Origin of the sequence: Rufibacter glacialis (assembly GCF_008271745.1) — a bacterium.
Lineage (GTDB): Bacteria > Bacteroidota > Bacteroidia > Cytophagales > Hymenobacteraceae > Nibribacter > Nibribacter glacialis.
In genome coordinates this window covers 234,136-248,246 of record NZ_VKKZ01000023.1, presented here as the reverse complement: position 1 = coordinate 248,246, position 14,111 = coordinate 234,136, and the positions used below count along the sequence as shown (strand labels likewise).

The 14,111-nt window shown below is 51.6% G+C and carries 7 protein-coding genes; 4 read left to right on the top strand and 3 right to left on the bottom strand.

Annotated elements, in window-relative coordinates:
- Positions 1-98: 98 nt before the first annotated feature.
- A complete protein-coding gene (locus tag FOE74_RS17020; protein ID WP_149099837.1) occupies positions 99-1,595 on the bottom strand; it encodes a phytoene desaturase family protein in 1,497 nt (498 codons plus the stop codon).
- A 67-nt stretch (positions 1,596-1,662) separates the two neighbouring features.
- Between FOE74_RS17020 and FOE74_RS17015 the strand changes: the two genes are divergently transcribed.
- Positions 1,663-2,490 (top strand): SDR family oxidoreductase, encoded by an 828-nt coding sequence (locus FOE74_RS17015; protein WP_149099836.1) that lies wholly within the window; start codon positions 1,663-1,665, stop codon positions 2,488-2,490.
- 65 nt (positions 2,491-2,555) lie between these two features.
- Entirely contained in the window at positions 2,556-3,797 is a 1,242-nt protein-coding gene (locus FOE74_RS17010; RefSeq protein WP_149099835.1) for a BaiN/RdsA family NAD(P)/FAD-dependent oxidoreductase, read from the top strand.
- Positions 3,798-4,879: 1,082 nt separating this feature from the next.
- On the opposite strand, the gene FOE74_RS17005 is transcribed toward FOE74_RS17010, so the two are convergent.
- Together FOE74_RS17005 and FOE74_RS21590 are read right to left on the bottom strand one after the other, a co-directional pair.
- Positions 4,880-6,802: a DEAD/DEAH box helicase gene (locus tag FOE74_RS17005; RefSeq protein WP_149099834.1), complete on the bottom strand. Its 1,923-nt coding sequence runs from the start codon at positions 6,800-6,802 to the stop codon at positions 4,880-4,882.
- A gap of 243 nt (positions 6,803-7,045) precedes the next feature.
- Positions 7,046-7,171, bottom strand: coding sequence for a hypothetical protein (locus tag FOE74_RS21590; RefSeq protein ID WP_262713752.1), 126 nt, complete (start codon positions 7,169-7,171; stop codon positions 7,046-7,048).
- Between the two features lie 560 nt (positions 7,172-7,731).
- Here FOE74_RS21590 and FOE74_RS17000 point away from each other — a divergent pair.
- Both FOE74_RS17000 and FOE74_RS16995 read left to right on the top strand, forming a co-directional pair.
- Complete coding sequence (locus FOE74_RS17000; protein ID WP_149099833.1) at positions 7,732-11,103, top strand: UvrD-helicase domain-containing protein; 3,372 nt, start codon at positions 7,732-7,734, stop codon at positions 11,101-11,103.
- Positions 11,104-12,046: 943 nt separating this feature from the next.
- The gene (locus FOE74_RS16995) at positions 12,047-14,098 is read left to right on the top strand and encodes a T9SS type A sorting domain-containing protein (protein ID WP_188686905.1); all 2,052 of its coding nucleotides are present in this window, start codon (positions 12,047-12,049) and stop codon (positions 14,096-14,098) included.
- Positions 14,099-14,111: the final 13 nt, after the last annotated feature.

Genomic DNA, 14,111 nt, shown 5'->3' with positions numbered 1-14,111 from the left:
TTTCCTTAGCACCCAAGCTCAAAGAAGCGGGTTCCCTTTGCGCAAACGTTACTGTAGCTAACATAATGGGAACCGTTTCCTTTCACCCATGAAAAGAATCAAGCCACCAAAGATTTATGTTGGCTTGGGAAATGATCGCGCAGCAATTTATGCGCCGCGATGATCCCACTTAGGCACACGCCCGGTATTCCCTGACCCGGATAGACGGTATCACCACAGAGGTAGGCACCTTCGCCGTCTAACCGGGCATCCTTCATCTGCCAGGGTTTGATGTGCTGGTATTGCGGATACCCGCCTACCTGCCCCCATTCCCGCCCCGTCCATTCCAGCCAAGCACCTGGGGTGGCCGCCTGCACAAACTGCACCTGGGTAGGCTCAAAGAAGCCTCGGTCCGCTAAAAACTCCAACACCCACTTCTCCAGCTCTTTCTTCTGCTCCACCCATGTGTCTTTGGGGTTCCTGACATGCGTGCTCACCGAGGCTACACAGGTGCCGATGGGCGCCCGCTGCTGGTCCTCAGGGTGACTCAAGCTGATAAAGATGCTTTCGCTTTTGAGGAAAGGCACCCCGCCCGGCACATGTATCTGGTGGTGCAGCACCGTAGGGGTGGTGGCAGACCGCTCAAACACAATCCCCCAGGTCAAAGCCCCGTTTACCTGGTGGGCAGGTAAAAGGTAGTTGGCCAACTTCTTCTGCACCGCCTGGTCCTGAAACAAGGAAACCACGTTGTTCAACGGCAGCCCGCACACCACATAATCCGCGTGCACCTCGCCTTTGTCGGTCAGAACTCTATAGCCGCCTTCAGGGGCCGGTTGTATCTCTTTTACCAAACGGCGGTACATCATCTGGCTTCCTTGTTCCTCCAGGTACGTGGCCACCTGCTCCCCCAATTGCCGCAGACCGCCTGGCACGTAGTAATTCCCAAAGAGGGTGTAACAAAGCGCTGTGGCCCCAAAAAGGGCATTTACCTGGGTATGGTCATTCTGCGCCGTGATCAGCAACTGTTGGTCAACGAAGGCCACAAACCGTTCATTCGTGAGCAGCCCATGACGTTGCAGCAAATCTTTCATGGTGATGAACGCCTTCGGCACCAGCCCCACCTGCTCTATCCGGGTGGCCTTGAGAGCCTCCCATACATCAGACAAGGAACTGAAAGGGAAAGACAATTGCCGCACCGACGTGCGCCAAACTTTCAGGCTGAGGTCATAACAGGCTTCCCAAAATCCTTGCTGCCCTTCTTTCCCGAAAACCCACTCCGCCTCGGCAACCCAGGCGGCCAGCGTGGGGTAGCGGGTGACCAAGGTTCCGTCCAGAAGCCGCACCTGCATGGGTGTTTCCAGTAAAAGCACTGGCAACTGGATGCCCGTCTTGTCCAGCAGGTACCGGAGCGGCATGTCCTGGTCCAGACCCACCAGGGTGGTGGCACCGGTCTCAAACCAAAACCCTTTCCGTTTATAGGAAGAAGCGCAACCGCCCGGGTAGTTGTTCTGTTCCAGCACCGCCACCTGCAACCCGGCTTTGGCCAGCAGCGCGGCGGCGGTCAGTCCCCCAAACCCTGACCCGATGACGGCAACCTGTACGCGTGGTGTCTCCATGTTTGCTTAGAACCCAATGCCGGGCCTTTTGTTGCAGCAAATGGTATTAAACCCGTTCTTTGCGCCTATGAGGAAGAAAACAATCAGCGTGTTAGGCTGCGGCTGGCTGGGCTTGCCGCTGGCCCAGGAACTGGCGCAAGAGGAGTTCCTAGTGAAAGGATCCACCACCACCTCTCAGAAGCTAGAACTCCTCCAGAACAATGGCATTGAGCCATTTTTGCTTTCTTTCCCAGAAAATGCCCCGGAATCGGCCTTGGCCCAGTTCCTTGACTCAGATTACCTGGTCTTCAACCTCCCCCCTTCCAGATCCTCTTCTTCTTCAAGCACTTATGAGGCCTTGCTTCAAAGGGTACTGAAGGCTCTTCCTCCTCGTGTGCAAGGCGTTTTATTTGTTTCCTCCACCTCCGTTTACCCAGACCTGAACCGGGAAGTAACGGAAGAAGATGCCCTCCCTAACCCAGAGGCTACCTCTTTGCTTTTGCGTTGTGAGCACCTGGTACAGCAGGCCACGAACGGGAACTGCACCATTGTCCGCTTCGGCGGATTGATGGGCGGCAACCGCCATCCAGGCCGGTTTCTGGCGGGCAAAACCGAGGTGCCGCAACCCCAGGCCCCGGTTAATATGATTCATCTGGCAGATTGCGTAGAACTGCTGAAAGAGATTCTTCACCAGGAGAAATGGGGCTTCACGTTCAATGCCTGTGCGCCGGAGCATCCCACCAAAAAAAATTTCTATGAGCGGGCGGCCCGGTCCCTGCAACTCACGCCCCCTTCTTTTGCCGCTGAAGGGGAAGCGAAGTTTAAGTCCATCAACAGTGACCTGATCACCCAGGAGTTGAACTACTCCTTTCAGTTCCCAGACCCGCTCCTGTGCCTGTCTTCACCCCACTTTTAAGAGTGGCCTCTCCCTCAGAAACCTTCTGTTTTTTGCGTATTTTTGCAGATTCATAGCAGAAACAGATGCAAGAGACCGTCGTGATTATTGGAGGTGGAGCCGCCGGATTCTTTGGGGCCATCACCTGTGCCGAAGCGAACCCCAAGCTGAAGGTGGTGTTGCTGGAGAAAACCTCCAAACTACTGTCGAAAGTACGGGTTTCTGGAGGCGGGCGCTGCAACGTGACGCATGCCTGCTTTCAGCCTTTGGCTTTTTCGCACCATTATCCCCGCGGGCAGAAGGCGCTGAAGAAACTTCTCCCGCTATTTGGCGCCCAGGACACGGTAAATTGGTTTGAGCAGCGCGGGGTGAAACTGAAGGCGGAGCCCGATGGACGGATGTTCCCGCAGTCTAATACCTCTGAAACCATTGTAGACAGTTTATTGCAAGCCGCCCGCCAGGCCGGGGTGCAGATCCATACCAGCCTTGGGGTGAATTCTCTGGAAATACAGGAACCTGCCTCCTCTTCCCGAAGGTTTAAACTGGTCTTGAGCAACGGGTCTACTCTGGAAGCCGCCAAAGTATTGGTGAGCACCGGGGGCAGCCCTAAACCTGAGGGGTACCAATGGCTGCAGGCCTTGGGCCACACCATTGAACCGCCCGTCCCTTCCCTGTTCACCTTGAATGTTCCTACCTCGCCCTTCAAGGATTTGTTAGGCGTTTCGGTACCGAAGGCGAAGGTGAAACTGACGGGCCAGAAGCTAGAGACCGAGGGTCCTTTGCTCATCACGCATTGGGGCTTAAGCGGCCCCGCCGTGTTGCGTTTCTCCGCCTGGGGCGCGAGGCTCATGCACGGGTTGTCCTATACCGGCACCGCCCTGGTGAATTGGGTGCCGGGGGCGACGGAAGAGCAGGTTCGGCAACAGATCCTCCAGCAGCGGCAGCTTTCGCCCCGCAGAACCGTCTTCACCAATCCCCTTTACCAACTCCCCACTCGGCTTTGGCAACGGTTGTGCGTTCTATCAGAAGTTCCTGAACAGGTGAAATGGGCCGAAATGCCGGGCAAGGCCCAGAACAAGCTAATAGAGCTATTGCTGCGCACGCCCTTTGAGATGAAAGGCAAGACTACCTTCAAAGAGGAGTTTGTCACCTGCGGAGGCATCAAACTAGACGAACTGCACTTAGAACGGATGGAAAGCCGCCTGGTACCGGGCTTGTTCTTCGCCGGCGAGGTGGTGGACATAGACGGTATCACCGGAGGATTTAACTTTCAAGCGGCCTGGACCGGGGGATATTTAGCCGGGAAGGCGATGGCGGAGGAAAGGTAAGCCTATAGGGCTTCGCTTAATGGGCGAAGGTGTGTTTTGTGGATGGCTTTTGCAGATTTCTTGGCTGGTCAGCTTCTAGCGGTGATTCTAGAATGAATCTTTGTGCACGCCTTTTGCTATTCCCTTGGCATTTCCGTTTCTAGCATTGATCCATAAGCGGCTCTTTTCATTTCCGGCGGTAAGCGCTCACGGCCGCGAGGCCCCGCCTTCCGCCTTCGCGCTGTGCCCTCTACTCCACCCACTTCGCTTCGCTCAGGGGCGGTCGAGTGCTAGGCGCTCAAGCGAAAGGCTGGAATAGGCGATGCGTGGGGAATTGTAATAGACCTCACAGGTTTTGAAAACCTGTGAGGTCTTGGCTCCTAAGGCGCTAAGCTCCCTTCCTATGGCGCTGATTTAATCCCTTACTTAAGGGAAGAAGCTAAAGAAAGGGGAAAAGGCGTAATAACAGGAATTCCCTCTCCCCCTGGGAGAGGGTAAGGGTGAGGGGCAGCGGTGGTTCCAGGGTAAAGCTTATCCAGTAGGCAAAATTGCCCTCATCCTAACCTTCTCCCTGAGGGAGAAGGAACGCCGGTATTGCGTTTGGGACCTAGTTTACAGAAAGGAGGTGGAGAAAGCATGACGGCATAGATAGTCCTTTCAAACAAAATCCACCCATGGTTCAAGTTTCTAACTTGGACCTGCCTTACCAATAAACCTGTGAATGCCCCCGACGTCCCGCAGCAAAATCGGGCAACAAAATTAGACTAGTAACCTTATGGCCTTTGGGTAGCCATCACTCAAATCAATAGAAACGCCCTTTCCCCTTCCATGTCTTAACCCTGAAATATTACCGATCCAGCCCAGCCAGCTTCAGAAACAGTTGCTTTAGAATAGAAGGTACAAGCCATTAGTAAGTAGTGCTAACTTATACAATCGCCCTTTTGAAGATTTGATTCGGATAAAACAGGCACAAAAAAAAAATCGCGGTCTCTTCTGGACCGCGATTTTTTAAAACAGATACTAAACCCTTTATTAACTTTTAAGCTCTGTCCCTCGGGTATACGGAGGGTGTTTTGAAAGGGTTATGCTATTTGAAAAATAAATTAGAAATCTCTTCTCTTTCTTTCTCTGAAGCCGCCGCCGCCAGTGCTGCCACCACGGTCACGGTCTCCGCCGCCGCCGTAGCTTCTGCCGCCACGGTCGCCACCGCCGAAGCTTCTGCCTCCACGGTCACCACCACGGTCTCTGTCGCCACCGCCGTAAGAACGGCCGCCTCTGTCGCCACCACGGTCTCCACCGTAGCCGCCTCTGCTGCCACCGCGATCACCGCCACGGTCTCTGTCGCCACCGCCCCGGTTGTTGTTGAACGGTCCGTCATAGAATTTCTTTCTAGGGCGGTCTTCCAGTTCCTGCAACTCACGGCCGCCTTCGGCAGGGTCCATGTTTTTCTTCTCTGCCTTCTGGAATTTCACGGTCATGCCGTTGATTTCCGTCACTGACAGTTGCTCCAGGATCTCAGCGGTGTACTCGGTAGGTACTTCAATGAAGCTGAACCGGTCATACAGGTCAATATCGCCTACTTTGCCACCCGGTATGCTGGTGCTGTTGGTCAGGATATCTACCAGGTCTTTGGGGTGCAGACGGTCTTTTTTGCCTAAGGTCACGAAAAGACGGTCGAAACCAACTTTAGGGCCACCTTTGGCCTCACCGGCTTCGGCACTCTTTTCTTTGGCTTTAGAATCTTTCATCACCATTTTCAACAAAGCCGCGGCAATGTCCATGGTAGTAAGATCCTGGTCCACCAAACGCTCAATCTTCAAAATGTGCTTAGAAAGTCCGCCTTTGGCGATCACTTCTTTTACCTGGTCTAATACCAACGTGGTACGAACTTCGGCCACATCTTCATAGGTAGGTACGTTCTGACGGATGATTTTCGCTTTGGTGAAACGCTCAATGTCCCGCAGCTTGTACAAATCACGTCCGGCTACAAACGAGAAGGCTTTCCCTGATTTGCCGGCGCGGCCTGTACGGCCAATACGGTGCACGTAGCTTTCATCGTCCTGTGGCAGGTCATAGTTGATCACCGCTTCCACGTTGTCCACGTCAATACCACGGGCAGCTACGTCTGTCGCTACCAAAATCTCCAGGGTACCGGCTTTGAATTTATTCATCACGTTGGTACGCTGGTTCTGGTTCAGGTCACCATGCAAACCGTCAGCGAAGTAGCCACGGGCTTGAAGGTTGCTTACCAGCTCATCTACCATGCGCTTGGTGTTACAGAAGATGATCACCACCTTGAAATTGTACATGTCAATCAGGCGAGTGGTTACTTCCATCTTGCCGCCGCTGCGTACTTCAAAGTAGATCTGCTCAATGTTGTTCACGGTCAGCTGCTGCTGCGTTACCTTCACAATCTCAGGATTGGTCTGGTACTTGCGCGTCAGCTCCATGATGGGCTTGCTCATGGTAGCCGAGAAGAATACCGTCTGGCGGTCTTCAGGCATCTTGGTCAAGACAAACTCAATGTCTTCTCTGAAACCCATGTCCAACATTTCGTCGGCCTCATCTAAGATGATGGTTTTGGTGGTTTCCAGACGAAGGGTGCCTCTTTCAATGTGGTCCATCACGCGGCCAGGGGTCCCGATCACGATCTGTACCCCTTGCTTAAGGGCGCGTAACTGGCGTTCATAGGGCTGACCACCATAGATAGGCACTACGCTGATGCCTCTTTTGTATTTAACAAGTTTCTGAATCTCTTCTGATACCTGAATGGCCAACTCACGGGTTGGGCACAGGATAAGGGCTTGTACTTCGCGGTTGTTGGGGTCAATTCCCTCAATAGTTGGGATAGCGAAGGCGGCAGTCTTGCCGGTACCGGTTTGGGCTTGTCCGATTACGTCACGGCCTTCCAATAACACAGGAATGGCAGCAGTCTGAATAGGAGAAGCTTCTTCGTAGCCTAAGTCCACGATAGCGCGCTGGATTTCTTCCGACAACGGAAGCTCCTGGAATTTAATTCTTTCCATTAATTTTTGATAGTGTTTTATAAAGACAATACACCTGCCCTAGGGTATTCGTCATTTATCAAGATTTCGTTGCGGAGAATTCCACACAGAGGTTTGCTTGAGAAGTGCCTTAATGCCAAAAAATGAGACCAACGAAGTCTCGGCGTGTATTGTGGGGCAAAGGTACGTAAAATAATAGTAGGTTCCTAATATATACCAGAAACCGGCAACAGCGTCCTTCTTAATTTCAACTTATAACCTTTTTTAATTAATATCATTACGTCTTGTCACTTCCATCACCTGTTTTGCCTTATTTTCAGGAAACACCTTTAAATCGTGGTTAAGAATAATCCCTCCCCTTATGGTCTCTTCTTTAGGAGGAACTGTCATAGGGTTTTAGCTGCCTTCTTTCTCCGGGTTCCTGTACCCTGGTTTCGGTTTATTTGCTCCTTTTTAGGGCAAATGCTTTTAAATTCTATTTTGTGAGGCACTAATCCTGAAAAGCTTATAAACCTGGGGCTTTCCTAACCGCTTCCGGGTTGAGTGAAAATAGAAAAGACCGGAACCTCTTAATCAAAAAGACACCTACTAAAGTAAGAACCCAGTTTTATATCTGAGGACGAGGATTCTGCACCCTCTCTCATCTTGATGAAGTCCCAAGTTTTCCATCCTTTTCCTATCAAAGGTAATCCTGTCTCTAAGCGAAGTGGGTAGCCAGCGATTATGCCCTCTTTTCACTGGAACTTATAAAATCTTAAAAGGAAAGCCAACGGGAGAAAAATGGTTAGTTTAGGAGGAGGCCCCACATAATAAAAAGTAGGTCTATGGTAAAATAAACTGTGGCCCAAAGTTCCGTTTTTTGCTTATTTTCGTCAAAACAGCTTAAATTCGAAGGGTGTTGATCCCCCGGCTCTGCCAGTTTCTTGATTCCCACTTTTTAATTCTTCAAAGTGCCTGCTTCCTTTAAAATCTACTCCTCCTCTGCCGGCTCGGGCAAAACCTTCCAGCTCACCAAAGAATATCTGAAACTGGCGCTTCAGAGCGAGGACGTGTCTTACTACAAGAACATTCTGGCCATCACCTTCACCAATGATGCGGCGCAGGAGATGAAGACCCGTATTCTGGGGGCCTTGCGCAGTTTCAATGAACAGGGCCTGCAAGAGAAGGAGAAAAGAAAAAGTGACGCTTTACTGCTTAACATATTAAATGAAATCAAGGATGAATACGAACAACCTAACCTGACAGAAGCCCAATTGCGCGTACGGGCGGCGCGGGTGTTTGACCATCTGCTGTTCCATTACTCAGAGTTTGCGGTAAGTACTATTGACTCCTTCGTAAACCGGGTGGTAAGGGCATTCACTACGGAGTTGAAGCTACCCCACAATTTTGAGGTAGACATGGACGCGCAGACCCTCCTGAGCACCGCCGTGAGTCTGCTGCTGAACAAGGTGAACACGCAGGCGGAGAACCGGCTCCTGGCCGAAACATTGCAACAGTACGCCCTGGAAAAAGCCGAGGAAGGCAAAAGCTGGAACAACCTACCGGAGGAACTCGCGGAGTTTGCCCGGCACCTGCTCAATGAACAAACCTATGAACACCTGCTCGACATAGGCACCCTTACCCTCCAAGATTTCAAGAAGATACGGCAAGACCTGTACGCCCAGAAGCAGACGGTAGAAAAACAGATCCAGGCCCTGGCCAAAGAAGCCGCTGACCTGATAGACCAGCACCACATCCTGCCCGAGGAAATATCCTACGGCAAGAACGGCATCTACTCCTACTTCCGGAAATGGAACGCGTCCTTTGACATCACCACCGCTAACAGCAACGCCGCCAAGACGGTCTCTGACGACAAATGGCCCAGCGGCAAGGCCAGTACCGGCGCCAAAGTAAGCCTGGACCAGATCAAAGGCAGGCTGGCAGAGATTTACCGGGCCATTGAAGACCTGAAAGAGCGCGAGACCCAGAACCACCTCCTGATTTCGGCTATGCTGCCGCACCTTTATAAGTTGAGTGTGCTGAGTGAGTTGGAACGCTGCATCCAGGAAATCAAGGTGGACAAGAACCTGGTGCACATCTCGGAATTCAACAAGCGCATCACCGACATTGTGCTGCAGGAACCCATTCCCTTCATCTATGAAAGACTAGGCGAACGGTACCAGCACATCCTCATTGACGAATTCCAGGACACGTCTGTGCTGCAGTGGAACAACCTGCTGCCTCTGGTGGAGAACGCCCTGGCCGGCGATAACTTCAACATGGTGGTGGGTGACGCCAAACAGGCCATCTATGGCTGGCGCGGCGGCGAAATGGAGCAGATCCTGCACCTGCACCGCAACCAGACGCATCATCTGTACCAGAACTCCCGCTTTGAGGAAAACGTGGCCCCGCGCTATGACACCCTTCGGTGGACCCTCACGCCAGAGCACCTGAACACCAACTACCGAAGTGCACCGGAGATCATCACCTTCAACAACGAGCTATTCGGGTACATCAGCCAGGCCAACCCGCAGTTCCCGTTGCTGGGCGCTATCTATGACGAGAATTTCGCGCAAAAAGCCCCGGAGGGCAAAGCGACTGGTTTAGCGCACCTCCAGGTCTTGTTCACCAAAGAAGAAGACAGCCCCAGAAAGTTTGACCTGGACCAGTGCACCCGAACAGAGGAGGTCTATGCCGGCTACGCTTCGGAAGACTTGCTTTCCTACCAGGAAAGCACGCTGCAACTGGTGCTGCAGATGGTACAGCAGGCCTTAGCAGATGGGTACGCCCCTCGGGACATCGCTGTCCTGAGCCGCACGAACCGCAACAGCAAACTGGTGGCGAATTTCCTGAAGCAGAAGAAATTCGATATCATCTCGCAGGATTCCCTTTCCCTGCAGTTTGCCGAGGTTATTAACCTGATCATCGCCTTCTTCCGGCTCCTGAACCAACCGGCCAACAGCCTGGCCCGGTCCCAGGCCTTGTACCTGGTCTACAAAGTGGTGCACCAGGAACTACCGGACGGGGCCACCACCGCCCGCATAGCAGGATTGGCCACCACTCCTTCGGTTGATCCCTTCTTTGGGTTTCTGCAGCAGCAAGGGTTTGACCTGGCGTACCGTGACGCCGGTAACCTCTCGCTCTATGAACTCACCGAGAAGCTGATCAGGGTATTTGACCTGCTGGGCAAGAACAACGAGTGTGAGTACCTGTTCCGGTTCCTGGACCTGGTGTTGGAATACACCCTCAAGTACAGCAACAACCTCAACAATTTCCTGGAGTACTGGGACCTGCACAAGGAATACCTGAGCATCAACACCCCTAAAGACCGCGACGCCATCACCATCACCAGCATCCACAAGAGCAAAGGGCTGGATTACCCGGTGGTGATTGTGCCCTTCTGTGACTGGAGCCTGGAACCGCAGACCTCTACCCTCCTCTGGGGCACCCTCCCCGCCTCTATCTCGGGCGACTCTAAATTACGGACGGCCGTGGTGACCCTGAACAAGAAGCTGGAACAGACGGCTTTGCACCAACAGTACACGCAAAAGCTGGAGAAGACTTTTATTGAGAACCTCAACATGCTGTACGTGGCCCTTACCCGCCCCGTGGACCGGCTGTACCTCATAGCCAAGGCCCAGGATTTCAAGAAGGGCGGCGCGCAGAAGAACGTGAGTTATTGGCTTCAGCAGTTTTTAGTCAATAAAGGGGTTTGGCAGGAAGCCACCCTTTGTTACCAATTGGCCAAGGGCCCCACCCAGGCGGTGAGCCACAAACCCGTGACAGAGGAAGTGTACGTGCTGGATAAATTCACCTCCGCTGATTGGGCCAAGAACCTGAAACTGAAGCAGCACGCCAACAACGTGTTTGACTTTGAGACCCAGCAGGAACACCGCCGTTGGAACCGCAAGTTGCATTACGCGCTGGCCCGCATCACCTACGCCCAAGATATGCCCAAGGCCTTGCGCCAGCTGGTGCACCAGGGCATCATCAGCCAGCGCGAATTACCCACCCTCACCCAGATGGTGGACCACGTAGTGCATCACCCGCAAATGCAGCGGTACTTCAACCGGTCTGTAACGGTGGAGAACGAGCGCGAAGTGCTGGACGTGCGCACCAACCGCTACAAACCAGACCGCATCGTGTTCGGGGAAACGGGCGATGTCACACTCATTGACTACAAACTGCCTCCTGGCAAACCAGAATTCGTAGAGAACCTGAACTCCTATGCCGCACTGTTTCGAGAACTAGTCTTCAGCAAGATCACCTGCGTGGTGTATTACTTTGAAGAAGACCGCGTGGAGGAATGGGAATACACCGGGGAAGTAGCAGAGCAGAGGTAACAAGAGGATTCGAATGGTTTTAGGCTTGCTTTCAGAAAACCAGCCCTGCAATAGGCGTTAGCAAAACCTGAACCCTCTGGTGAAGCAGCAGCGAGTGGTGAAACGGTGAATTTCCGTTTCCACTTCTTTTTTCATTTTTAGGCCCTAAACAAAAGAGTGAATAGTTAAGGCCATCTATTGCATTTGCCTATCCTTCATCAAAGGAGGGGACGTTTCAGGGCATCCTTCATCTAAAAGATTATCTAACGGTCTGCCCCCCTCCTTAGAAGTTCCCTCATTGAAGTATAGTATGGCGCAACTGCCATACCTTATCAAAGGCATCTTCCCCTCCCAGGCCGACTTTTGGGGCTCCCTGAAAATTGTATCCTTTTAGGAAAATAAGCTGAAATTGGTCGCTTGGGGGCTAGAAATCTGTTCTCCTGTTGGTTTTAGGGAATAACGACTGGAAACAGGCTTGGGCTTTCTCTAAAAAAAGATTCAAAGGTTAAAAAAGCTATTGCCTTCAAGGCAGAAGGCGAGGTAGAATCTTTATTTGGTTCGATAAATCAGGGATACTCCTAAGTGTCCTCCCTTACGCTCAAATAGTTAACCAGAACCATTTAGGATATTTGCTCCGGGCCTTCTTCCCTAACAAATTCCAAGGGGTAAAAAATAATCCCATTTAGGTTTACCTGTCGCCAACAAAGTTCTTAGGAGGATTAGTTCTCGTTAATAAATTATCTCTTTCTCCTTCATCGGGCATTTCCACCCATTCATCGGGCATTTCACCTCATTCACTTCGGAAATCGATTTCCTTAACCCTAAATAATCCCGATTCATCACCTAAAACCCCTCCCTCATCGAAACCTTCCTTTAGCAAATAAGGATACAGGTACCTTTGCAACATCAAATTATACAGCACCGAAGTATGATTTGCACCAAGAAATATAACTTTCTAAAGAACATGATTACCACGCTCACACCACTCCAAATTTCACGTAAAGGCCTGAAACTCTCATTCTGGTCCAACAAAGTGGTGGTAGCGATCCTTTTATTTGCCTTGATCACCCTGGCGGCTCAGGCGCAGACTACGACCATTACTTCCGTAAAGAACGGAAATTTTGAAAGCGCTGATACCTGGAACCTAAGAAGAATTCCTGCCAACAATGAAATCATCGTGATTAACCACACGGTAGCCCTTAACCATGACTTCATGTTAGGGGAAACTTCCAGAGGTGAAATCAGAGTGGCTGCCACAGGTGTTTTTTCCACGGGTATGAACGGGAAATTGAGAATCAGAGGCAACGGGTCACAGGTAGAGAACTTTGGCCGGGTGACCCTAAAAAACCTAGGTTTGGGCGTGAATGGTAGTGACTCAGGGTTTTTCATCAACCACAATGTTGCCATCCTCACTGAAAACCCAGAAATGAAGGTAGGCGCTATCAGAAACTCAGGTACCCTTACTTTGAATACTTCCAGCACCGTTACCCTGGAGAAAGTAACCATCACCAATGCCCAAAACGCCACCCTTACCTTTACCAGAAACCTCTTACTTACCAGTGGTGCATTCGTTAGCAATAGAGGCAACCTGCTGCTTCAGGGAAGAGATGCTTCAGCTCTGATGATCAACCAAGGAATTGTAGACAACTACGGCGACATCAAGGTAACCGGCGGCCTGAATATCTCAGGGGCACCTATTGACAAATCAAATTCCAACCTGAGAAACTACGGCACCTTCAGCACCAGCAGTGTCTATCTGAATGTGCAGACCAGCCTCCAGAACTGGGGAACCTTCGTGTGTGCCAATAACTTTATCTCCAGTCAGGCTACCGTAGTGAATCATGCCAATGCACTTTTAGAGCAAACCAATAGCGGTAGCGTTTTTGAAAACAAAAATGCTGGGGCTGTTTTAACCAACAATGGCAGCCTGAAAGTAAAAGGTGACTTCACCAATACCGCCAGCGCTGTTTTGAATGGGACGGGTTTTATCTCTATTGAAGGCTATTCCAAGAACACTGACCGCGCCATCATCCAAGGATCCCTTACCATCTATGACCCGTCGGCTTACAGAACCACCATTATGGATGAGGGCTTCTCCAATGGTGCCACCATGGCTTCTACGGTACAAGCAGGAACTCCTACTGCCGCTCCTGAGTGTAAGAACCCAGTGGTTGCCGTAACAGGCCCTACCCAACTTTGCAACGTGGCAGATGAGTTCTACACCTTCACCGTTGGCCAGGAGGCGGCTAATACTACCTACTCCTACACTTTGCCAGAAGGGTTCTTCATCATGGAAGGCGAAGGAACCGGCACTATCTCGGTGTTTGTGGCCGTGGAAGAATATCTTCTGAACCAGCCTTTGACGGTAATGGTCACCGCTACCAACGCTTGTGGCTCTACCTCAGCGGAAATGGAAGTAACGGTTAAAGACTGCAACCTGGGTACCGCGCTACCAGTTAGCCTTACCTCTTTCACCGCGGCAGTGACCAAAGGCAGCAGAATCCTACTTAACTGGGCTACGGCTTCTGAGAAGGACAACCAAGCATTTTTGGTAGAGCGTAGCGCTGATGGCAAGAACTTCACCGCCATAGGGACAGTAAAAGGCGGCGGCAACAGCAACGTGCCTTTGAACTACTCTTTCCAGGATGCCCAACCTTTGGCCGGTATCTCTTACTACCGCCTGAAACAAGTGGATTTTGACGGCACTACGGAATATTCAAAAGTAGTTAGCGTGAAAAACCTGAACGCCGGTTCTACGACTGCTACTAAAGTAACTGCCTATCCTAACCCGTTCCAAGCCACTCTTTCTCTGGAGCTGAACGTACAGGAAGCCGCTGAAGTAAAGATCACCCTTACCAACACTGCCGGCCAGGTGGTGCAGCAGAAGACGGTGCACGCGGCAGGAACCGCCACCTACACCCTTGACAACCTACAGAATGCCCCGGCAGGTATCTACTTTCTAAGAGTATACCAGGGCGATGAAGTAACGGTGCATAAACTTCTGAAAAACAATTAATAAATAAAGGCCT